Raw genomic sequence first — 21,076 nt, 5'->3', positions numbered from 1 at the left:
CGTTCTTGGTGCAAGCAGGAAAGGTGAGAGATTAGGGATGTTTCAGTTATTTTCGTATGGCAAAGAACTGCAACCAATTGTAGAAGAAGTCGAGAAATTAATCACACATCGCCATCATGAGATTGCAGCTATGGTTGATTACAATCAACTGCGTGTTTTGCGTTCTTTCCAGAAGCATGAAGTAAATGAGTTTCATTTTGCTCCATCCACCGGGTATGGTTATGACGATATGGGACGATCTACGTTGGAGTCGATTTATGCGGATGTATTCGGCGGCGAGGCGGCTCTCGTGCGTCCCCATATTATTTCAGGGACACATGCCATTGCGATCTGTTTGTTTGGGTTGTTGCGCCCGGGTGATGAGCTTCTTTACATAACAGGCAAACCATATGACACATTGGAAGAAGTAGTTGGTGTACGAGGTGAATCCCAGGGTTCACTCAAAGAATATGGAATTGGCTACGATGTCGTACCACTACGAGAGAACGGCGATATCGATTTCGAAGCAGTTGCGAAAGCCATTACACCCAAGACAAAAGTGATCGGGATTCAACGCTCCCGTGGGTATGCTGATCGACCGTCCTTTACAATTGCAAAAATTGAAGAGATGGTCAAATTCGTAAAAGAGATCAATCCCTCCTTACGTATCTTCGTTGATAACTGCTATGGGGAGTTCACAGAAGACAGGGAGCCACTTCATGTGGGAGCCGATATTATGGCAGGATCACTGATCAAAAACCCCGGCGGTGGACTCGTCAAAACGGGTGGCTATATCGTAGGGAAAGAAGAACTGGTGAAACTGGCTTCGTATCGCATGGCTGCTCCCGGGATTGGTGCAGAAGGCGGTGCATCACTGTACTCGCTATTGGAGATGTTCCAGGGCTTTTTCCTTGCTCCGCACGTAGTGGGTGAAGCTTTGAAAGGTGCTGTGTTTTCGTCTGCATTATTAGAAAAACTAGGGTTTCGCACCAATCCGCTCTGGCATGAACCTCGCACGGATTTAATCCAGTCCGTAGCGTTTGGTTCTGCAGAGCGTTTGATTGCGTTTTGTCAGGGCATTCAGAAAGCAGCACCCGTGGATTCTCATGTGACGCCTTACCCAAGTGAGATGCCGGGGTACGCAGACGAAGTGATTATGGCTGCGGGGACATTTATTCAGGGTGCCAGCATCGAATTCTCGGCAGATGGTCCTATCAGGCCGCCTTATCTCGGTTTTGTCCAAGGTGGTTTGACCTACTCCCATGTAAAAGTGGGGATTATTACAGCATTGGATCAAATGCTCTCCAAAGGCTTGCTTGATTTACCGAAAAACTGAAGTTTCGCTAAGGAACTCTTTTGCCAGTCACGGTTTGTTTTAAAGGAACAACTGTACGACAAATTTACGAAGATGCGAGGGCTATTCTTCCCTCGTATCTTTTTATTTTGGTGCAAAAGAGGCGTGTTATATTATCTGACCTTATTGACGAGTTCCGACAAAACACGTAAGATTGGAATTGATTGCTTACAAAGTTGTGAAAAATGGTAATTAGGGGGAGATTGTATGAGTGATCAGATTCGCCGTAATATGGCTCTCTTCCCGATTGGCATTGTGATGAAGCTTACTGAACTGACAGCACGACAAATTCGCTACTATGAACAGAACGATTTAATTCATCCGGCCCGTACGGAAGGTAAGCAAAGACTATTCTCTTTTAATGATGTCGATCGTCTTCTGGAGATCAAAGCGTTAATTGAAAAAGGACTGAATATGGCTGGTATCAAGCAGGTAATGGATATGAAAGGCGCTGAACCGGAGCATACAGTGATTACTGAGAATTCGGAAGCGAAGCGCAAGGAAATGTCCGATAAAGAACTGCGCCAGATATTGAAGCAACAAATTATGAATCCCGGTGCTTCTCGCTTAGGTGAGACGGCGCTGATTCGTGGAGAGCTATCACGCTTTTTCCACTAAAAAATAGAATTTTACATTTATTGGTCAGGGGGAGAATAATTTGAGTCGTTTTACGAAAGAAGACATTATGCGTTTAGCCGAAGAAGAAAACGTCAAGTACATCCGCTTGCAATTCATTGACTTGTTGGGTGTAATTAAAAACGTTGAGATTCCACTTGCTCAACTTCCGAAAGCACTTGACAACAAAATGATGTTCGACGGTTCTTCCATCGAAGGATTCGTGCGTATCGAAGAATCCGATATGTACCTGTATCCAGACCTTGACACATGGGTTGTTTTCCCTTGGGGAACAGAAGAGGGCAAAGTTGCTCGTCTCATCTGTGACGTCTATATGCCAGATGGAAAACCTTTCGAGGGTGACCCACGCCAAATTTTGAAAAAAGTAATCAAGGAAGCAGAAGAGCTTGGCTTCACGGACTTCAACGTAGGTCCAGAACCAGAATTCTTCCTGTTCAAATTAGATGAAAAAGGCAATCCAACCCTTGATTTGAACGACCAAGGTGGATACTTCGACTTCGCACCACTCGATCTTGGTGAGAACTGCCGTCGTGATATCGTACTGACTCTTGAAAAAATGGGCTTCGAAATTGAAGCTTCTCACCACGAAACTGCTCCAGGTCAGCATGAGATCGACTTCAAATATGCAAATGCAGTAGAAGCAGCAGATCAAATCCTTACTTTCAAGTTAGTAGTTAAAACTATCGCTCGTCAACATGGATTGCACGCTACGTTCATGCCAAAACCATTGTACGGTGTAAATGGTTCAGGGATGCACACACACCAATCCTTGTTCCGTGGCAACGTAAATGCATTCTATGACGAGTCTGATGAACTTGGTTTGAGCGAAACAGCGAAACAATACTTGGCAGGAGTCCTTCTCCATGCACGTGGTTTCGCAGCGATTACGAATCCATTGGTTAACTCGTACAAGCGTTTGGTTCCTGGTTACGAAGCGCCTTGTTACGTGGCTTGGTCTGCGAAAAACCGTTCTCCATTGATTCGTATCCCATCTTCTCGTGGAATGGGTACTCGTATTGAAATCCGTAACCCAGATCCGGCAGCTAACCCATACCTTGCTCTTGCAGTAATGTTGAAAGCTGGTTTGGACGGAATCAAAAGCAAACTGAAAGCTCCTCCTGCAATCGATCGCAACATCTATGTGATGGACGAGCAGGATCGTGCCGAGAATGGCATCGAGAGCTTGCCAGCTTCTTTGAAAGAAGCGATTGATTGCTTGAAAGCAGATCCAGTTATTTGTGAAGCATTAGGTGAACATGCACTGCTTCACTTCATCGAAGCAAAAGAAATTGAATGGGATATGTTCCGCACTCGTATTCATGATTGGGAGCGCGAACAATACATGAGCACATACTAGTATCATCAGCCCTTACGTCTCTAGGCGTAGGGCTTTTTTGTTATCTGTCTGTAACATTCATAAAGGACTAGCTAGGAGAAAGTTTTTTAAAATGATACATGGTGATGTTAAATAAATTACTTTTTTCATGTAATATTTACTGACATAACTATTGACGGTTTTCATCTGAGAGCGTATGATATGAAATATAAATCGAATATGAAATGCATCGATTGGAAAAAGTGAATAGGGGGAGAATGTATGAGTGATCAAATTCGTCGCAACATGGCTCTCTTCCCGATTGGTATTGTGATGAAGCTTACTGAATTGACTGCACGCCAAATTCGCTACTACGAACAAAATGATTTAATTCATCCGGCCCGTACGGAAGGTAAGCAACGACTCTTCTCTTTTAATGATGTTGATCGACTTCTGGAGATCAAAGCACTCATTGAAAAAGGACTCAACATGGCGGGTATCAAGCAAGTGATTGACATGAAAGGCGTAATACCGGAGAAAACGGAGATCACCGAGAAATCCGAAGCGAAGCGCAAGGAACTGTCTGACAAAGAGCTGCGCCAGATGTTGAAGCAACAAATTATGAATCCCGGTGCTTCTCGCTTCGGTGAGACGGCGCTGATTCGTGGAGAGCTATCACGCTTTTTCCACTAAAAAATATAATCTACATTTATTGGTCAGGGGGAGAATGATTTGAGCCGCTACACGAAAGAAGACATTATGCGTTTAGCAAAAGAAGAGAATGTGAAGTACATTCGCTTGCAATTCACAGATTTGATGGGTGTAATCAAAAACGTTGAGATTCCACTTTCTCAACTTCCAAAAGCACTCGACAACAAAATGATGTTTGACGGTTCTTCCATCGAAGGATTCGTTCGTATCGAGGAATCCGATATGTACCTGTATCCAGACCTTGACACATGGGTAGTATTCCCTTGGGGAACAGAAGAGGGCAAAGTTGCTCGACTCATCTGTGACGTCTTTATGCCAGACGGATCTCCTTTCGCAGGTGACCCACGTCAAATCTTGAAAAAAGTAATGAAAGAAGCAGAAGAACTTGGTTTCACAGACTTCAACGTAGGTCCAGAACCAGAATTCTTCCTCTTTAAATTAGATGAAAAAGGCAACCCGACACTTGATCTGAATGACCAAGGTGGTTACTTTGACTTCGCGCCACTCGATCTCGGTGAGAACTGCCGCCGTGATATCGTACTAACCCTTGAAAAAATGGGCTTCGAAATTGAAGCTTCTCATCATGAAGTGGCTCCAGGTCAACATGAGATCGACTTCAAATATGCGAATGCGATTGAAGCAGCAGACCAAATCCTTACTTTCAAATTGGTAGTTAAAACAGTCGCTCGTCAACATGGATTGCACGCTACGTTCATGCCAAAACCATTGTTCGGTGTAAACGGTTCTGGTATGCACGCTCACCAATCCTTGTTCCGTGGCAAAGAGAATGCCTTCTATGATGAATCTGATGAACTTGGTTTGAGTGAAACAGCGAAACAATACCTTGCTGGAATCCTTCTCCATGCACGTGGTTTCGCAGCGATCACAAACCCATTGGTTAACTCGTACAAACGTTTGGTTCCTGGTTACGAAGCACCTTGCTACGTGGCTTGGTCTGCGAAAAACCGTTCTCCATTGATTCGTATCCCTGCATCTCGTGGTATGGGAACTCGTATTGAAGTGCGTAACCCAGACCCGGCTGCTAACCCATACCTTGCTCTTGCGGTTATGTTGAAAGCAGGTTTGGACGGAATCAAAAACAAATTGCAAGCACCTCCTGCAATTGATCGCAACATCTATGTAATGGATGAACAAGATCGTGAAGAAAATGGCATCGAAAGCTTGCCGTCCAGCTTGAAAGAAGCAATCGAATGCTTGAAAGCTGACCCCGTTATTTGTGAAGCTTTGGGTGAGCATGCATTGTTGCACTTCATCGAAGCAAAAGAAATCGAGTGGGATATGTTCCGCACCCGTGTACATGAGTGGGAGCGCGAGCAATACATGAGCACTTACTAAGATGCTCAAACCCCCTACGCCTCTAAGCGTAGGGGGTTTTGTTGTTTTTAGGCATAATCTGGTTTGGTAATTTGTTATCACCTTGCATATGGATATATGACCAGTTTCAAAGATTGGTATAAGTTTTCATCAGGTGGATCATAAACAATCATACCTGGTGAAACTTTTAATTCGTGTGTCCGAGGCCGCTTTGTATTGTCAATTATCAACCATCATCTCTAAGAGATTGTAGAAGATGATTTTACTTTTTCTCAATTAAGTAAAGGGAGAGATTCATATGGACGATTATCGGTTCCTTGGGATATGACAAGTGTGATTAGAGACAGAGATAATAAACAGCGACAAGGTTTGTTTGGGGTGCGAAAGCGAAGTCGAGTAGAAGAGACATTGCTCAAACCGGAAAAATTCCTGCTTTGAGTCCCTTTATTATTAGATATCCGTCTTTTATTTCAACACTTTTAATCACTTTGATTTGGTCAGAGTATGTACCGTCTTGAGTTTGACCAACTTCAAAATATAATGAATCATTTTCGCTTAACTCTGACAACAGAATCTTGTATTTAAAGCGCTTGCCATAAATCCTTATACCACCTCATCCAGTAGACTCTTCATAAATTTTAGGTGGTATGTAAAGAGAAAGCAAAGAATATTTAACAAAATGTGTATTGAGAAAACGGAGGGTTGAAGTATGTCAATCGAGGCACATTAATGCAATGTAATAAGATGTACAGGTCATGTGGTTTTTGAAAATGCCGACTTTGATTTGCAAAAGCCGGATACGATCAATGGGATATATGCGTATGACAATCCAAAATGTAATAAATGTGGAAAAGAGTTTTTGGTCGTTCCTAGCTATGTGGTGATCGACTTTAACGGCGAGACTTACGATTCAGAAAGATTGGAATCAGCTTGCATGTCTAAGGTAAAAAGTCGGGCTTAACACTTTAGTTAGGGGAGAGAAATAAGAAACCTTAAGCAGGAAATGCTCAAAGTTTAAATTCACTTCTTGGATTTTAATTCTTCAACTTCACGAGTAAGCACCGCAACTTGTCTTATGAGTTCGTTAGATGGCTCTGTAAATCTTCGTACTATAACAATAGCTGTACAAAGTATCAGCCCAATAACACTGAGGAAAGAAACAAAAAAGAAAACATTTACCCCCATCATATTTACACCTCATATACATGTTGGTTATGAACCATATTATTACAAATTTTAATAAATGTATACAACAGGTGGTTTCAAACCCTTTAGATGGCTGCGCTATAAGCGTCATTTACGACTATTAACACAACGGTAAATCAATAAAAGAGGGGTACAAACTTAAATTTGACCGGAATACAATATGTTTGGATTCCGGTCAAACAGAGGTCCTGCCAGAGAATTTAAACGAAATCTTCTACATCGGGCGGATCGGTATGTGTGCCACCCTCTACGATTTGGACGTACTTGCTAGATAGTGCAAATCCGTCAACATCAGGAGGATCGGTGTGACCACCTCCATCTGTTAAATGGATGCCCACAGCGAGTGTAGCCAGAGTGTAGATTGCAAACAAAAATTTCTTCATCAAATCACCTCTTCTGCTACATGTAATTGATCTTAATGTAGCAAAAATTGAAGCAAATAATAATTATTCTGATGTATATTTCTTGGGGTTCAGGATATACAAAGGTATAAATTTTACAAAACATTACGTTTGTTATGACATAGGAAGGGTAAGACCGGAACTCCTACTGTCATTCCGGTCTATTTTAAACAAATTATGATGGAGGTTTATCAGGTTGTAGGAGGATCGTTATGACCTCCATTTGAAAAAGCTAAACCTGTAACAGGAGGCTCGTTATGCCCTCCATTGGTAATACCTGCGGCTACAGCGACTGATGCACCTTGTACTCCTCCTAATAGACTTACAACAGCTACTGCAATAAGGAGAAAATTACGCATTTATTTCACCCCTTTTTGTTTGTAAAAACAAGAATAACTTTTTTGTTCAAGATAATCTGTAGTGCATTTCACGAAATAAAACATTACTTTTGTGCATTTTTAATAACAAAAGACTAAGCTTCACAGCCTAGTCTAAAGGAAATTTGTTGATTGGTTCTTTCTATGTGCAGCAAACAACATGACCATGACTCCATACACAACAATGGGGCTCTTGGGCTGAAGCGCTTGGAATTACACTCAAAAGGCTTCCTATAACTACTGACAAAATTATTAATTTTTTCACTATTTTCACCTCCTATACTAAGTGAAAATAACATTTTTTCCCAAAGTCTTATGTAGTACAATTCACAAATTAAAAAATTATGTGGCTATTAGGAAGTTTGATTGAAATCGAGAATGATCAGAGTCACTTAACAAAAGAGAAATTATGTTAATGTTACCTACGATCACTAACAAGGCTAGTGATACAAAAGCGAAAGTTGTCAAAGTCCCGAGGCTGACCATTTTGATGCACCTCCTTCGTAGATCCAAAATAGCGAGACATTTTCCCAATCTGGATTGTTTTCTAACTCAGCAAGCGATTTATTAATAAATTCAATTAAGTCTTGCTTTGTGTATGCATGCCCATCTTTTTGACCAATGTCCATTCAATATCCTCCTCAATGAGTAACGATAGCTCAATGTTTAAAAAAACCTGGTTGATGGGAAGTAGCAGCAATTTCATTTAACAAAATGTGTAGAGAGATCATGGCAAATCTAAATCTCTAAAAATGTAGATATACAAACATATATAAACCATAAAGCATAGAATTCCAACAAGATTTAATCCACTTTTTCTTAACAAAATGCCGAGAATTAATAGGAAAAATGATAGTAGTAAAAGTACTTGCATGATTTTTGAAATTAACATTACTTATCTCCAGTTTTTCTTAATTAATATCAAAAATGTAAATGTCGTACATTTAGCAAAATAGTTAGAAAGTAAAAAAGACGATTAAATAGTCCCTTTCAACAACAATGATATTTTTTCAAGCTCTCCGATGACTCTTTTTGTTCCGGTTTCAGTGTCCATCCAGTTGTTTTTTGTAATGCCTCTATCATCAGTTAGCCCCATAACATCAAGATTGGTATCGTCGGGAGCATATTTTTCACCCAACATTAAGAAACGTCTCATAAAAAAAGCTTTCCCGACTAAAAGTACGTTCTTGTACTGTATCGATTGTTGGAGAGGAATTTGAAAGGAGTATTTAACAATTTCTTCAATGGTGTAACCTTCTGTAATGTGAATGATGTCATTTTCTGGGATACCAACATCAACTAGGATTGTTTTATACACCTCATATTCTGACTTTCCGTTCATAAACCGATTGGGAGCACAAGACAAAGTAATTTTTGAAAACCCCTCATGTTTGTAGAATTGTATGATTTGTTGGTTTAATTCAACATAATGTCCAGGATGAAAAATGACAAGGTCAGGGTGCGAAAATAGGTTTTTGCGTTCTGCAAAGATGAATTCTGAGATTGCTCGATGGGAAGACATTTCCAAAGTCACCACCTTTTAGAAAACTACTTTGATATTACTCTTTGATTTGGCTTAACACAACGGTAATTGAGTGGAAGGAGGGGGGGCAGATGCAAAAGGAAAACAAGGCAGAGATCAAACCAACATTGAGTGTAGGTGTTCTTGATTCACAAAAGAATAGGGTGACAAAATGTCACCCGTCGTAAATGTTAATCATTTGTTTGTATAGATTTCGTTGGTTGAGTGGAACCAGGAGGAATGTAGAACGGTGGCATTCGAATCCAACCTCGTTTACGCATAGAGTGTTTCAATTTGGCCGCAAATGCTAATTTTTCACTTTGGAACTGAATAAACAACATACCGACATCAGCACGGATCGATTCGGCAGAAATCCCGGCGGCCCGGACAATTAGGCTTAATATCTTAAGCGATAATTCATTGGCGAGAACATCGTCCGTTAATTTAACTCCAAGTGGAATATTATTTGGATCTGTTTTTGGCATATCTTCGGAAGAAGGGGGTAAGGTAATTCCATTATTAATCATGAAATCATGAAGCCGTTTTCTTTGGCTGGTTCCAAGCGCCAAATCTTCTTCCAGCAATTCTTTTAATTCGTGATCGGTTGTAGAGTTAATTGCTGCTTGAACCGTTGTTTTGGCTAATTCAAGACCTGCTAAATATAACCAACATCCCATTACCTCTCCAACATGAAGAGGTTGATCTTCATCTTGATCTATCATTGTTTTGATCGTATCTACGGTTGCTTCCAATAAGTTAACCATGTATTACTGTCGCCTCCTATAAAATATTTTGCCACATAAAGGAGTTTCAATTCTTGTTTCTTCAGGCGACATTCATTTTTATCGCAACACACGATGTACTTCTAATTCAAGATTACGAGCAAGTAACGAATTTGATTTATTTTCCACATGGGCCCTCCTATGACAAAAAATACGAATAAATTATACAAGTCATTTAATTTTTTAATAGTACCAACAGATTTTCTGTTTGGACAACAGGCTTCCTCAATGCTGAATTTTACTAATCATTACTCGAGGAAATAAAATTACGAACTATCTGCCTTGTCAATTTGTCCAACTCCTGCACCATTCATCTCTAGGCTAAATATGATGAAATGGAAAAAATCTATGCAGGAGAGATGTGTATGCCTCGAATTGGCGAGCGGAGAACGGTAAATGCTTTTATATTGGATGCCCGTGCGAGAGGGGGACCAAACCCAACAACTGATAACCCTCCTGCACAAGAATATTTTCCTGATGATGGATGGGTTATCGTTGATTACAAAGTTCATGAGGAAGTACGAAGAGGTGATGCCACGTTTAATGTAGGCTATCAACCTGCTGGAAATCGCATTATTACTATAGATTCTATTGAAGGAGATCTAAAATCCAGAGTGGAATGGCAGTATGCGGAAGTATGGGGAAAAGGTGATTTAGATACTAAATGGAATAATACGAGGCGTCAAGTTCAGGAGTTCCAACGACTAAAAAGACGATTAGTTGGAAGTGCTCGCGCGAGAGGCGAACGCTTTGGAGCTGGTGCAAGTATACGTGAAAGAGTTGAAGCAGTTATTGAATATGTGGGGACTCCGAGTGATGCACCTCAATATGTGAACCGATTGTTGACTTCTTCATCTCTACCTAAAAAGATTTATTATCTAGCACCTCGTTGGAACGGGTCTTCTCCTAGTATAAAAATAGATCACCGAAAAACAGGCAACAAAGCCTGGAACTATGAGGCATCTTTTTCTAACACAAATCCAAATTCAAATGTAAATATGGTTTATCAGGGGCATGGCGGATTAGTTGCCGGTCTATACACATTCAGGCTAGCTTTACGAACAGAGGGAGCCCCACGGACTGTCGAAATTGCCATAGTTGAAGAACCAGAGGGATCTGACGTTAAACTTGGATCCAAAGTTCAGACTTATACGATATCTACAAATAAACAGCCGATCAAAGTTTCTTACACCAAACAAAAAGGTGCTGAAACGGACATATATACGACCATCACCTGGAGAGACACGCGATCCGACCGAATCTTGTTAGACGGTAATTATTCATTTCTAGATCGGGCTTGAAACTAGAGAACCCTTTCTTTATTGCAATAATACCAGAAATGGAAATTGCAATGAAGAAAGGGATAGAAAGAGCAAGGAGAATGCTTTACCATCGAGAATGGGACAAGCTACCAAAGGTTACTTAACAAAAGAGAAAATGTATCTTTCTTTTGTACTCGAAACACGAGTCAGGAAGGATTGTTCCCACAAAGTGAGTGTTGTCGGAAACTTCAAAATCATAATGCTTATTTTCTTCAGGTGGAAAAATCAGGTTGACAATCAAAAATAAGTCCAGTAAAATACAATTAACAAAATGATAATTGTTAATTTCGATTGAGGGAGATCAGCAATGTCAAATGAACAAGCACTAAAAGAGTACGATGTTAAAAAATATCGGACACCAGATGGCTACACATCGGATATCGCCGTTTTTACCATTGTTCCGATCAAGGTGGAAAACTTCAAACCGCCCGTCTATGATCTACAAATTATGTTGATTAAACGAAGCATGGTGGACAGTGAGAATCGACCAAATATCGAAGCGGGGAAATGGGCTTTGCCTGGTGGATTTGTGAATCCTAATGAGAATGCGTTCCAATCTGCCGAGCGAGAACTGAAGGAAGAGACAGGTGTAGAACATATTCACCTCGAACATTTTGGTGTTTACGATGATCCTGGTCGTGATCCGAGAGGCTGGATTATCTCGAATGCTCATTATGCGATCGTACCAGAATTTACACTTTCCAATCGACAAGCCAATGATGATGCAAGCGAAGTAGAGTTGTTCTCCGTAAAAGATGTTTTAACGCTTGATCTGGCATTTGATCACGCTAGGATCATTAAAGACGCGATCAAAGTGATTCAGAATAAGCTGCTTGGAACAACAGTGGCAAAAGAGTTTTTACCTGAAGAATTTACGTACTCAGAGCTGCAAGCAGTCCTTTTAACAGTCACAAACGATTCTGCCATCGTAGTGGAATCTGCATTTGCAAGGAAAGTGAAAACCTTGCCGTTTATCCAGGAAATCAAAGGAAAGAAAACAACACGAACTTCCAAACGACCCACTCAGTTGTATCGCTTTATAGAGGTAGAGTTGAACAAGTCGATTTACCATACAAAAATATAATTTTTTTAAAATAATCAATTAACAATTATGCAAATGTTAATTTGAATTAAGGAGGAATCCAGTATGGACAAAAAGAGAAGAGCCTTGATTAATATCGATTACACAAATGATTTTGTTGCAACCAATGGGGCATTAACGTGTGGGGAACCGGCTCAAGCAATTGAGAAAAAGATTGTGGAGATCACAGAAACGTTTATCCAAAATGATGACTATGTTGTTTTTGCGATTGATCTGCATACAGAAGACGATTCCCTCCACCCTGAAACCCAATTGTTTCCGCCACACAATATCGAGGGGACAGAAGGGCGAAAACTGTACGGCAAATTAGAAGAGATTTATCAAAAGAATAAACAGGCAAATCATGTGTACTGGATGGACAAAACAAGATACAGTGCATTTGTCGGAACGGATTTAGAATTGCAACTGCGGTCAAGAGGGATTACGGAGCTTCATTTGGTAGGAGTTTGCACCGATATTTGTGTACTGCATACAGCAGTCGATGCTTATAACAAAGGATTCAACATCGTGATTCATCAAGATGCGGTTGCAAGCTTTGATCAAGAGGGTCATTCTTGGGCCTTGCGTCATTTTAAAGGATCACTTGGAGCAGATATTCAGTAGCGGAAGGGGAAGGTGAACATGAACAAGAACATAGATGACAGCCTTGCTTTGCACACCGATAAATATCAAATTAATATGACGCAAGTGTATTGGCGGGATCAGATTCATAACCGTAAAGCGGTTTTTGAAGTCTACTTCCGTAAAAATCCTTTTAAAAACGGGTACGCCATATTTGCCGGCCTTGAACAGGTGATCAGCTATCTCAGTGATTTTCGGTTTACAGAAAGTGATCTTGATTTCCTGAGAGATGATGGCTACAGCGAAGAATTTTTAAACTATTTACAAACGCTTCGCTTTACGGGAACGGTTTATTCCATGAGAGAGGGCGAATTGGTTTTTGCAAATGAACCACTGATGCGAATCGAAGCGCCCTTGGCAGAAGCCCAATTAATTGAAACAGCAATCTTAAATATCGTTAACTACCAAACGCTTATTGCCACGAAAGCATCTCGGATCAAGCAGGTAATTGGAAATGAAGTCAGTATGGAGTTTGGAACCAGACGAGCACAAGAAATGGAAGCTGCCATTTGGGGAACAAGAGCCGCTTATCTTGCTGGATTTGATGCGACATCCAATGTGCGTGCTGGTAAGCTTTTTGGAATTCCAACGGCAGGAACACATGCCCATGCGATGGTTCAAGCTTACCTAGACGAGTACACTGCTTTTTGTAAATATGCTGAGGTACACAAGGATTGCGTATTCTTGGTGGATACGTACAATACGTTAAAAATGGGTGTTCCTACAGCGATCCGAGTTGCAAAAGAATTTGGAGATCGAATCAATTTTAAAGGAATTCGTTTGGATAGCGGTGATTTGGCTTATCTATCTAAAGAAGCACGTAAAATGCTTGATGAGGCGGGCTTTCCCCACGCAAAAATCTACGCATCCAATGATTTGGATGAATACACCATCATGAACCTGAAAGCGCAGGGAGCAAAAATTGATGTATGGGGCATAGGTACCAAACTCATTACGGCTTATGACCAACCAGCTCTGGGAGCCGTTTATAAGCTGATCTCCATTGAAAATGAAAACGGCGTGATGGTAGATACCATGAAAATCAGCTCCAATCCTGAAAAAATTTCAACACCTGGACGAAAAAAGGCTTATCGCATCATAAACAAAGGAAATGGCAAATCAGAGGGCGACTATATTGCTCTGGAACACGAAGACGTTCAAAATGAAACTCGTCTTCACATGTTTCACCCCGTTCATACGTATATATCAAAATTTGTTACGAATTTTGAAGCGAGAGAACTCCATCAAGTCATTTTTACAAATGGGGAATTGGTCTATCAGCTTCCAACAATTCATGAAATCCAGGGGTTTGTAAAAGAAAATCTGGATGTATTGTGGGATGAATACAAACGAACGATGAATCCTGCGGAATATCCAGTTAGCTTAAGTCAAAATTGTTGGAGTAACAAAATGAAACTCATCGAAGAAATTCAGCAAAAAGTAAATCAGCTCAATCAAAAATAAGGAGGAGACTATGGCCAAGATTGGAATCTACGGATCTTCGTTTGATCCGATTACCAATGTTCATCTGTGGACAGCGAGTACAGTGGCTCACCGGTGCAAACTGGATAAGGTGATTTTTCTGCCTTGCTCTAGTCAACGTACAGATAAAGACATGAATATCACTGACGAGCATCGTTGGAACTTGGTTGTCAAGGCAATTGAAAACAACGATAAATTTGTAGCTGATGATTATGAAATGAAACAATTCGGTTGGGAGATTGCCACCTACCTCACGCTGAAACACTTTAAAGAGAAGTATCCTGACGATGAAATTTATTTCATCATGGGAGCCGATTTGCTGGTTGATATCGGTGAGGGAAAATGGAAGAATGCAGAGGGTTTAATCAATGAAAACAAATTTATCGTCATGGCAAGAGACGGGATCGACATGTTAAAAGCGATCAGCAAATCTCCTGTTCTGCGAAACGCCGATAATGGAAGTACTTTTCATTTGATCGACAAAGGATTGGCGATGGAAATCAGTTCAACCTATATTCGTGAAGAATTCAAACGTGGAGGGGAACCTCGATACTTGGTTCCAGACTGTTGTTACGACTACATTAAAACCAACAAACTTTATCGATAGTGAGGGGTAAAGATAAGATGGACACTCAAAAACAAATAATAGACGCTTTGCATGTCAAACCAACTATTAATAGTAAAGAGGAAATTCGCAATCGAATAGAGTTCCTAAAGGCTTATTGTAAAAAGGCAGGTGCAAAAGGTTTTGTCTTAGGAATCAGTGGAGGGCAAGACTCCACATTAGCAGGAAGATTGGCTCAATTAGCGGTAGAAGAGCTACGTATTGAAGGATATGATGCAAAATTCTGTGCGGTACGATTGCCATACGGAGTACAAAAAGACGAAGATGATGCTCAGGAAGCTTTGGTATTTATAAAACCCGACGAAACGATTGTTTTTAACATTCAAGATTCTGTAAATGCCCTTGTATCTACACACCGTGATGTTACTGGTCAAGAGTTGGCTGATTTTCACAAAGGAAATGTGAAAGCAAGAATGAGAATGATCGCTCAATATGCTATTGCAGGAGATCGAAATAGCTTGGTCATTGGGACCGATCATGCGGCAGAAGCAATAACTGGTTTCTTCACCAAGTTTGGAGATGGCGGAGCAGATATTCTTCCACTTACAGGTCTTACAAAAGGTCAAGGCAGAGAGCTTTTGCGAGCATTGGACGCATCTGAAAAACTCTATTTGAAAACGCCAACAGCCGATTTGTTGGATAACAGGCCACAACGAGCCGATGAAGATGAATTGGGAATATCTTATCATCAGCTTGATGAGTATTTGACAGGAAACATCGTTGATGCAGGTGTGAAAGCGAACATTGAAAAACGGTACAAAACAACCCAACACAAGCGGGAATTGCCTGTCACTCCTTTTGATCAGTGGTGGAAATAATACAGACCCTTCTTTTGCCAAGTGCAAGAGAAGGGTTTTTGAAACTTTGGGAAACATACCACGTAAACAACTAGTGTTCACATTGAATGATAGGGTGATTTCAGGAGGTTGCCATGGAGATATTGTTATGGATTATGATTGTAGTGTTGTTCGGGATCAGCATTGCGGGAATCTTCTTGCCGGTGCTGCCTGATCTGATCTTGTTATGGATTGGTTTCTTGCTTTATCAGTTTGTTCTGGTTGATCCAGGAGCAGCGGGCTTGCCTCCGTCGTTTTGGTGGGGGATGGGAATTTTAAGCTTGTTCTCTTATGGAGCGGATTTGTTGACAAACCTGTATTTTGTGAAAAAATCTGGTGGTTCCAGATTGTCATCCATTGCGGGTATTGCTGGGATCTTGCTGGGGATCTTTATTATTCCGCCTTTCGGGATGATTCTGTTGCCATTTGCGTTGATTATCGCTGTTGAAACGCTCATCCAGAAGCAGCCGCTAGATAAGGCGGTCAAAGTGGGGGTCGGTTCCCTGATCGCATTCCTCGGTAGTGCTGTAGTTAAAGTGTTCATCCAGTTGACGATGATTGCATGGTTCTTTATTGCGATATTCTAGTATGAAAAAAGCTTGGTGGCTGCTCCTTGAGTTCAGCTTCCAAGCTTTTCTTATGTAGACACTAGTGAATGTTTCTGTAGACACCAATCACTTTGCCGAGGATAGAAACGGATTGAAGGATGATCGGTTCTAGTGATGAATTCTCCGGTTGCAAACGGAAATGGGTTTTTTCCTTGAAGAAGCGCTTAACCGTTGCTTCATCTTCTTCTGTCATGGCAACAACGATATCGCCGTTGGTAGCGACGTTTTGCTGGCGAACGATGACATAGTCACCATTGAGAATGCCTGCCTCAATCATACTGTCACCTGATACCCGCAGCATGAAGACGTTGTCAGAAGAAACGAGATTTTCAGGAAGTGGGAAATACTCTTCGACTTGTTCGACAGCAGTAATCGGCTGTCCGGCTGTAACTTTACCAAGCACAGGGACTCGAACAACTGAAATATCAAAATCTTCCTGATAACGATCGCCGTCACCAAGTAACTCAATTGCCCGTGGCTTGGTAGGATCGCGACGGATCAGACCCTTTTTCTCCAAACGAGCTAAATGCCCATGAACAGTAGAACTGGAAGCTAGTCCAACAGCTTCACCGATTTCACGGACGGATGGGGGATACCCTTTATCTTTAACTTCTCTACGGATAAAGTCAATAATCGCTTGTTGTCGATTAGAAAGCTTGGACATTATTACACCTCGACTCTCTCGAACCTTTTTCTACATTATACCATGGGATCTTGCGTTCGACAAACATAAGTTCGTTTTTTTCTATTGACATGAACACACGTTCGCATTATGATAAAAACAACAAATGAGAACGAATGTTTGGGGGTAGTCGTTATGGAAGCAACTCTTTATTATCAACCGCAGGCGAAGAAAGCTGGCAGTAAGCGTGTGAAAATCGGAATTACTCGTGGGCAGGCAATCTTGTACACGTTATTATTAGGAATTGTATTTTATCTGATGGGCAGTTTGATGGTTGGGTCTGTAAATGCGGATACCACTCAATATAAAGTTGTTACAGTGAAAGCAGGTGAGAGTGTCTGGCAATTGGCAACGGAGCATTCCCAATCGGCTGATGCGGATATTCGTGAGATAGTTGATCACATCATCGAAGTGAATGGGTTGGAGAATGTTTTAATTTATCCTGGACAGTCTTTGAAAATACCTGTTCGAAATTGATAGAGGTTTCTTCGTTTTTTCCAAGCTTCCTCCCATCCAGCTTTGTGCTATAATGAAATGATAGTACGCAGCGTATCTCCTGATTTTAAAAGGAATGCGTTGATGTGGAAGGAGGGAACGAAATCGTGGTTTCAGATGAAGAGATCAAACGAATCAACGAATTAGCCAAAAAGTCTAAAGAGGTCGGACTGAACGAAGAAGAAGCCAAGGAACAGTCTGAACTGCGTCAGAAATATATTCAAGCTGTACGCACCTCCCTCAAATTCAATCTTGATTCTATTCGATATGTAGAAGATATTGAGGAAGAAAAAGGACCAAAACATTAATATAGCGTCAACCCAGGTTTTCAACGATGAGCACCCCTCTGTAGCGGGTGCTTTTCTGTCGTATGTTGATTGGTTACATAAAAGGTGGGTGGAGATACTATGAATTGGCTTGCGGTCGCTGTTGGTGGAGCTATCGGTAGCGTGCTTCGTTATATGCTTTCCTTGTTGCTGAACCAGCCTAACTTGCCTTACGGAACATGGATGGCCAACGGTGTGGGTTCACTTTTGATCGGTATGTTTTTCGTCTGGGGAAAGCAGAAGGGCATCATGTCCCCTGTTCTCTATATTTTTCTGACAACTGGCATCATGGGTGGGTTTACGACTTTCTCTACCTTTTCTCTTGAAGTCGTTCAATTCATTCAAAGTGGGATGTGGGAACGAGCGTTCGTGTACTCGGTTTTGAGTCTAGGCGTTGGCCTTGTCGGAGTCTTCTTGGGTATAGTTGCTGGTCGTCAGTTTTTTCTCTAAGAGACTCATGCCCTGCAACGCTTTGATTCACACTTTATTTTATAGCCAACAAATCCGTTATTTGATAAGATGGATAGTGCTTTCCATTTTTTAGTTGATAACAATTACACCACAAATGGGTTATTTAAGGAGGGGAACGCTTTGTCGGTTCGCCATTCAGCCTATCAATCGGAGCAAGAACATCTTGACCGAACAGTATCAATCATAGAGAAAGAAATTACACAACTGAGTGAAGATATTCGTGAAGCAACGGATGATTACGTCAAGCAGGTGGTGAATTATAACAAGGCAAAAGAACTCCGCCACCTCGAATATGCTAGAACCAAACCGTATTTCGGTCGTATCGACTTCCTGAAAGAGGAAACCTATGACCTGGATCGTGTTTACATAGGAAAAAGAGGCGTGGTGCGAAGTGATACTTTCGATGCTGTCGTTGTAGACTGGAGGGCACCGATTGCTAGTCTTTACTACAGCGGAGAAAGCAAAGATGCATTCTATCGCATCCAGAATGGGATCGTCAGAGGCGAAGTGAAGTTAAAACGAAACTTTGCAATTGAAGAGGGACAGATCAAAGGGATCTATGACGGTGCGTTGAAAGAGACGATTGATCGTGAAGTAGGAGATCCGGAAGAGTATCTTGATGAAGGATACATCGATGAATTCCTTGCTTCTACGTTAAATGAGAACAACGATGGCAGGCTCAAGGACATAGTTGCTACGATTCAATCAGAACAAAATGATATTATTCGTGCCTTGAAAGATCGCCCGGTTGTCGTTCAGGGGGTTGCAGGAAGCGGGAAAACAACGATCGCACTGCATCGCCTTTCTTATTTGATTTATAACTATCAGGATACGTTGGCATCCAAGCGGTTCATGGTGTTTGCTCCCAATAAATTGTTCCTGAATTATATCTCTGATGTTCTGCCGGAACTAGGAGTAGAAGATGTGCAGCAGTCTACCTTTGTGGATTGGGCGGCCAAGCTGATTAAAGCTGACATTCCAAAAGGCTGGCGGATATTGGACCCGAATCGACCGCTGACCTTGTTCTTTGGTGAGTTGCCTGATCAGGATTCTCCACGATATACGGAATGGCTGAAGGAATGCTCGGTGGCCAAGAATCGAATGCTGTTTAAGGGATCGCTTGCTTGTAAAGAAGCTCTTGATTCATTCATTCCTTATTTGATCGAGGAACATATCTCTTTCAAAAATTTACGTTTCCTATACAACAAAACAGAACAATCGTTCGGGTTGGGCGGAAATGAAATCAAGCAGCTATTTATCGAAGTTTATGCCCATTTGCCATTAAGTGCACGGATGGTTGCCCTACGGAAACACATGAAGCAAGACATTAGCAAGCAGTTTTACTCCCATCTGCGTGAGCGAAAAATTGATCTGGACAAACAAGGTCTTGCCAAATTTGAAAAGAAAATTGATCAAATCGTAGAGAACTATCTTAAGGATTGGCCAACCTTTGAGGCATTTTCTTTGTATCGCATGCTCATGAGTGATGAACAGAACCTTCGCAGACTGGTTTCATCCGATATTCCAGATGAAGTTCTTTCCGATGTAGCTCTTTCCTCCAAAGTGATTTTTGAGGAAAGCCGGTTGGAAGCCGAAGACTTGGCGCCACTGCTTTATTTGAAGGATATGGTGGAAGGGTTGGAGCCGAATGGGGTATTTGACCATGCGGTAGTCGATGAAGCACAGGATTTAAGTCCATTGGAGATTGCTATGATTTCTCGAATGACTAAACAAAATTCTGTCACGATTGTTGGCGATATCGCTCAGGGAATCCATAGCTATCGTGGATTGGATACATGGAATGATTTGCTTGCTGGCATTTTTGCCAATCGAACAGTGGAGTATTACAAATTGGAGCAGAGCTATCGTTCGACTATTGAAATTATGAATTGGGCCAATCGGGTCATTGCTCATGTAAAGAGGCTGGAGGGGACTCAGGCAGTTCCAGTACTCCGCCATGGCGAGGAACCGCAAGTTGTCTCGGTCGCGCCAAATGAAAAACTGGATCAGCTTGTACTGAAAAAAGTGCAGGAATTGACGGCAGAAGGATTTACATCAGTTGCCATTGTTACGAGAACCATCGAGAAAAGCAAACAGTTATTCAAACGCCTCAAGGCAAATGTAACTGATCTCGTTTTGTTGTCTGCCAAAGATCAGGAGTATCCGGGTGGAGTAAGCGTTATTCCAGCATTTCTGACCAAAGGGCTACAGTTCGATTGCGTCCTTCTGGTCGATGCCGATCAGGATCATTATCAGATGAATGAAGAAGAAGCCAAACTTCTGTATGTTGCGATGACGAGACCCGTACATAGACTGTATCTCTTTGCAAATGAGGGAAAGCTTACACCGCTTCTACAACAGGAAAATGAATAAGCAATAAAATAAAACGTGGAGCCATGAAGGTTCCACGTTTTGTTTGAGAGGTTAATTGGGGCCTCGCCCGAAGCCAGCGATAGCTAGAGTCGGGAGGGTTTCTTAATGATCGCCGCTGTTGCCTTTGCTTGGGTTCGTCAAAATAAATCTTTCTTCTGGTATGTAAAGGTAATCAATGACGAGACCATCTAATAGCTCTTCGTCCTTTTCCAGGATGACATCGATTTCTTTGTCAGTTGAGATAACAACATCTTTTTCAGTAGGCGTATCCAATGCCAGTCCATAATGGGCATGGTCACCATGCTTGTGATCGACGTAAGCACGGATTTTGAGTTCTTTATTTTCTTCGTGTTCCAAAACTTCACGTAATTTTTTTGCAGCATTGCGAGTTATTTTGCATTTCATCGCAGTCAGTCTCCTTGTTATTGATAGATTTCATTCATACGATTTCTTCATCTTAACAAGAATAGGGGCAATCTGCAATGAATGCCAATGGTGCGCCTCTTATCTTTTTT

At 41.4% G+C, this 21,076-nt stretch carries 23 protein-coding genes; 16 read left to right on the top strand and 7 right to left on the bottom strand.

The annotated features are described in order from the left end of the window. The first annotated feature begins 37 nt into the window (after window positions 1-37). From ACPW7N_RS00770 to glnA (ACPW7N_RS00750), 5 genes are all read left to right on the top strand, one after another. A complete protein-coding gene (locus ACPW7N_RS00770; RefSeq protein ID WP_425649078.1) occupies window positions 38-1,315 on the top strand; it encodes a methionine gamma-lyase family protein in 1,278 nt (425 codons plus the stop codon). A 225-nt stretch (window positions 1,316-1,540) separates the two neighbouring features. After that, window positions 1,541-1,951, top strand: coding sequence for a MerR family transcriptional regulator (locus ACPW7N_RS00765; RefSeq protein ID WP_425649077.1), 411 nt, complete (start codon window positions 1,541-1,543; stop codon window positions 1,949-1,951). 40 nt (window positions 1,952-1,991) lie between these two features. Then, window positions 1,992-3,326, top strand: a complete 1,335-nt coding sequence (gene glnA / locus ACPW7N_RS00760; protein ID WP_425649076.1) for a type I glutamate--ammonia ligase — start codon at window positions 1,992-1,994, stop codon at window positions 3,324-3,326. Window positions 3,327-3,566: 240 nt separating this feature from the next. Then, window positions 3,567-3,977: a MerR family transcriptional regulator gene (locus ACPW7N_RS00755; protein WP_425649075.1), complete on the top strand. Its 411-nt coding sequence runs from the start codon at window positions 3,567-3,569 to the stop codon at window positions 3,975-3,977. A 39-nt stretch (window positions 3,978-4,016) separates the two neighbouring features. Further along, window positions 4,017-5,351, top strand: a complete 1,335-nt coding sequence (gene glnA, locus ACPW7N_RS00750; RefSeq protein WP_425649074.1) for a type I glutamate--ammonia ligase — start codon at window positions 4,017-4,019, stop codon at window positions 5,349-5,351. A 1,385-nt stretch (window positions 5,352-6,736) separates the two neighbouring features. On the opposite strand, the gene ACPW7N_RS00745 is transcribed toward glnA (ACPW7N_RS00750), so the two are convergent. The 5 genes from ACPW7N_RS00745 to ACPW7N_RS00725 all read right to left on the bottom strand — a co-directional run bounded on the left by ACPW7N_RS00745 (window position 6,737) and on the right by ACPW7N_RS00725 (window position 9,600). Further along, a complete protein-coding gene (locus tag ACPW7N_RS00745) occupies window positions 6,737-6,919 on the bottom strand; it encodes a hypothetical protein (protein ID WP_425649073.1) in 183 nt (60 codons plus the stop codon). Between the two features lie 209 nt (window positions 6,920-7,128). Continuing rightward, window positions 7,129-7,296: a hypothetical protein gene (locus ACPW7N_RS00740; RefSeq protein ID WP_425649072.1), complete on the bottom strand. Its 168-nt coding sequence runs from the start codon at window positions 7,294-7,296 to the stop codon at window positions 7,129-7,131. A gap of 482 nt (window positions 7,297-7,778) precedes the next feature. Continuing rightward, window positions 7,779-7,943: a hypothetical protein gene (locus ACPW7N_RS00735; RefSeq protein WP_425649071.1), complete on the bottom strand. Its 165-nt coding sequence runs from the start codon at window positions 7,941-7,943 to the stop codon at window positions 7,779-7,781. Window positions 7,944-8,290: 347 nt separating this feature from the next. Next, window positions 8,291-8,836 carry a YdcF family protein gene (locus tag ACPW7N_RS00730; RefSeq protein ID WP_425649070.1) on the bottom strand — a complete coding sequence of 182 codons (546 nt, stop codon included), beginning with the start codon at window positions 8,834-8,836 and terminating at the stop codon, window positions 8,291-8,293. A 191-nt stretch (window positions 8,837-9,027) separates the two neighbouring features. After that, entirely contained in the window at window positions 9,028-9,600 is a 573-nt protein-coding gene (locus tag ACPW7N_RS00725) for a DUF3231 family protein (protein ID WP_425649069.1), read from the bottom strand. 383 nt (window positions 9,601-9,983) lie between these two features. Here ACPW7N_RS00725 and ACPW7N_RS00720 point away from each other — a divergent pair, with 383 nt between their 5' ends. From ACPW7N_RS00720 to ACPW7N_RS00690, 7 genes are all read left to right on the top strand, one after another. After that, window positions 9,984-10,919, top strand: a complete 936-nt coding sequence (locus ACPW7N_RS00720) for a hypothetical protein (protein ID WP_425649068.1) — start codon at window positions 9,984-9,986, stop codon at window positions 10,917-10,919. Window positions 10,920-11,247: 328 nt separating this feature from the next. Further along, entirely contained in the window at window positions 11,248-12,024 is a 777-nt protein-coding gene (locus ACPW7N_RS00715; RefSeq protein WP_425649067.1) for an NUDIX hydrolase, read from the top strand. Between the two features lie 63 nt (window positions 12,025-12,087). Beyond that, window positions 12,088-12,645: a cysteine hydrolase family protein gene (locus ACPW7N_RS00710; RefSeq protein WP_425649066.1), complete on the top strand. Its 558-nt coding sequence runs from the start codon at window positions 12,088-12,090 to the stop codon at window positions 12,643-12,645. Window positions 12,646-12,663: 18 nt separating this feature from the next. Then, on the top strand, window positions 12,664-14,127 hold the full coding sequence (locus ACPW7N_RS00705; protein WP_425649065.1) for a nicotinate phosphoribosyltransferase: 1,464 nt from the start codon (window positions 12,664-12,666) through the stop codon (window positions 14,125-14,127). 10 nt (window positions 14,128-14,137) lie between these two features. After that, complete coding sequence (gene nadD / locus ACPW7N_RS00700; RefSeq protein ID WP_425649064.1) at window positions 14,138-14,752, top strand: nicotinate-nucleotide adenylyltransferase; 615 nt, start codon at window positions 14,138-14,140, stop codon at window positions 14,750-14,752. 17 nt (window positions 14,753-14,769) lie between these two features. Beyond that, window positions 14,770-15,588 (top strand): ammonia-dependent NAD(+) synthetase, encoded by an 819-nt coding sequence (nadE, locus tag ACPW7N_RS00695; protein WP_425649063.1) that lies wholly within the window; start codon window positions 14,770-14,772, stop codon window positions 15,586-15,588. A gap of 113 nt (window positions 15,589-15,701) precedes the next feature. Beyond that, window positions 15,702-16,193 carry a DUF456 domain-containing protein gene (locus ACPW7N_RS00690; protein ID WP_425649062.1) on the top strand — a complete coding sequence of 164 codons (492 nt, stop codon included), beginning with the start codon at window positions 15,702-15,704 and terminating at the stop codon, window positions 16,191-16,193. A gap of 61 nt (window positions 16,194-16,254) precedes the next feature. On the opposite strand, the gene lexA is transcribed toward ACPW7N_RS00690, so the two are convergent. Then, on the bottom strand, window positions 16,255-16,878 hold the full coding sequence (gene lexA / locus ACPW7N_RS00685) for a transcriptional repressor LexA (RefSeq protein WP_425649061.1): 624 nt from the start codon (window positions 16,876-16,878) through the stop codon (window positions 16,255-16,257). Window positions 16,879-17,031: 153 nt separating this feature from the next. On the opposite strand from lexA, the gene yneA reads away from it, so the two are divergent. The 4 genes from yneA (at window position 17,032) to ACPW7N_RS00665 (ending at window position 20,561) form a co-directional block, all read left to right on the top strand. Next, on the top strand, window positions 17,032-17,373 hold the full coding sequence (gene yneA, locus ACPW7N_RS00680; protein WP_425649060.1) for a cell division suppressor protein YneA: 342 nt from the start codon (window positions 17,032-17,034) through the stop codon (window positions 17,371-17,373). 125 nt (window positions 17,374-17,498) lie between these two features. Further along, window positions 17,499-17,699 (top strand): DUF896 domain-containing protein, encoded by a 201-nt coding sequence (locus ACPW7N_RS00675; RefSeq protein WP_425649059.1) that lies wholly within the window; start codon window positions 17,499-17,501, stop codon window positions 17,697-17,699. 99 nt (window positions 17,700-17,798) lie between these two features. Beyond that, on the top strand, window positions 17,799-18,167 hold the full coding sequence (gene crcB / locus ACPW7N_RS00670) for a fluoride efflux transporter CrcB (protein WP_425649058.1): 369 nt from the start codon (window positions 17,799-17,801) through the stop codon (window positions 18,165-18,167). A gap of 141 nt (window positions 18,168-18,308) precedes the next feature. Further along, window positions 18,309-20,561 (top strand): HelD family protein, encoded by a 2,253-nt coding sequence (locus ACPW7N_RS00665; RefSeq protein WP_425649057.1) that lies wholly within the window; start codon window positions 18,309-18,311, stop codon window positions 20,559-20,561. 102 nt (window positions 20,562-20,663) lie between these two features. Here ACPW7N_RS00665 and ACPW7N_RS00660 read toward each other — a convergent pair whose 3' ends face one another. After that, window positions 20,664-20,966 carry an iron-sulfur cluster assembly accessory protein gene (locus ACPW7N_RS00660; RefSeq protein WP_425649056.1) on the bottom strand — a complete coding sequence of 101 codons (303 nt, stop codon included), beginning with the start codon at window positions 20,964-20,966 and terminating at the stop codon, window positions 20,664-20,666. Window positions 20,967-21,076 lie beyond the last annotated feature (110 nt).

Origin of the sequence: Brevibacillus nigriterrae (genome assembly GCF_049846925.1) — a bacterium.
Taxonomy (GTDB): domain Bacteria; phylum Bacillota; class Bacilli; order Brevibacillales; family Brevibacillaceae; genus Brevibacillus_H.
This window is presented reverse-complemented; position numbering and strand designations above follow the sequence as displayed.

Coding starts and splice junctions, on each gene's coding strand:
- ACPW7N_RS00770 (WP_425649078.1), top strand. CDS start 38: ATGTTTCAGTTATTTTCGTATGGCAAAGAACTGCAACCAATTGTAGAA.
- ACPW7N_RS00765 (WP_425649077.1), top strand. CDS start 1,541: ATGAGTGATCAGATTCGCCGTAATATGGCTCTCTTCCCGATTGGCATT.
- ACPW7N_RS00755 (WP_425649075.1), top strand. CDS start 3,567: ATGAGTGATCAAATTCGTCGCAACATGGCTCTCTTCCCGATTGGTATT.
- ACPW7N_RS00745 (WP_425649073.1), bottom strand. CDS start 6,919: ATGAAGAAATTTTTGTTTGCAATCTACACTCTGGCTACACTCGCTGTG.
- ACPW7N_RS00740 (WP_425649072.1), bottom strand. CDS start 7,296: ATGCGTAATTTTCTCCTTATTGCAGTAGCTGTTGTAAGTCTATTAGGA.
- ACPW7N_RS00735 (WP_425649071.1), bottom strand. CDS start 7,943: ATGGACATTGGTCAAAAAGATGGGCATGCATACACAAAGCAAGACTTA.
- ACPW7N_RS00730 (WP_425649070.1), bottom strand. CDS start 8,836: ATGTCTTCCCATCGAGCAATCTCAGAATTCATCTTTGCAGAACGCAAA.
- ACPW7N_RS00725 (WP_425649069.1), bottom strand. CDS start 9,600: ATGGTTAACTTATTGGAAGCAACCGTAGATACGATCAAAACAATGATA.
- ACPW7N_RS00720 (WP_425649068.1), top strand. CDS start 9,984: ATGCCTCGAATTGGCGAGCGGAGAACGGTAAATGCTTTTATATTGGAT.
- ACPW7N_RS00715 (WP_425649067.1), top strand. CDS start 11,248: ATGTCAAATGAACAAGCACTAAAAGAGTACGATGTTAAAAAATATCGG.
- ACPW7N_RS00710 (WP_425649066.1), top strand. CDS start 12,088: ATGGACAAAAAGAGAAGAGCCTTGATTAATATCGATTACACAAATGAT.
- ACPW7N_RS00705 (WP_425649065.1), top strand. CDS start 12,664: ATGAACAAGAACATAGATGACAGCCTTGCTTTGCACACCGATAAATAT.
- nadD (WP_425649064.1), top strand. CDS start 14,138: ATGGCCAAGATTGGAATCTACGGATCTTCGTTTGATCCGATTACCAAT.
- nadE (WP_425649063.1), top strand. CDS start 14,770: ATGGACACTCAAAAACAAATAATAGACGCTTTGCATGTCAAACCAACT.
- ACPW7N_RS00690 (WP_425649062.1), top strand. CDS start 15,702: ATGGAGATATTGTTATGGATTATGATTGTAGTGTTGTTCGGGATCAGC.
- lexA (WP_425649061.1), bottom strand. CDS start 16,878: ATGTCCAAGCTTTCTAATCGACAACAAGCGATTATTGACTTTATCCGT.
- yneA (WP_425649060.1), top strand. CDS start 17,032: ATGGAAGCAACTCTTTATTATCAACCGCAGGCGAAGAAAGCTGGCAGT.
- crcB (WP_425649058.1), top strand. CDS start 17,799: ATGAATTGGCTTGCGGTCGCTGTTGGTGGAGCTATCGGTAGCGTGCTT.
- ACPW7N_RS00660 (WP_425649056.1), bottom strand. CDS start 20,966: ATGAAATGCAAAATAACTCGCAATGCTGCAAAAAAATTACGTGAAGTT.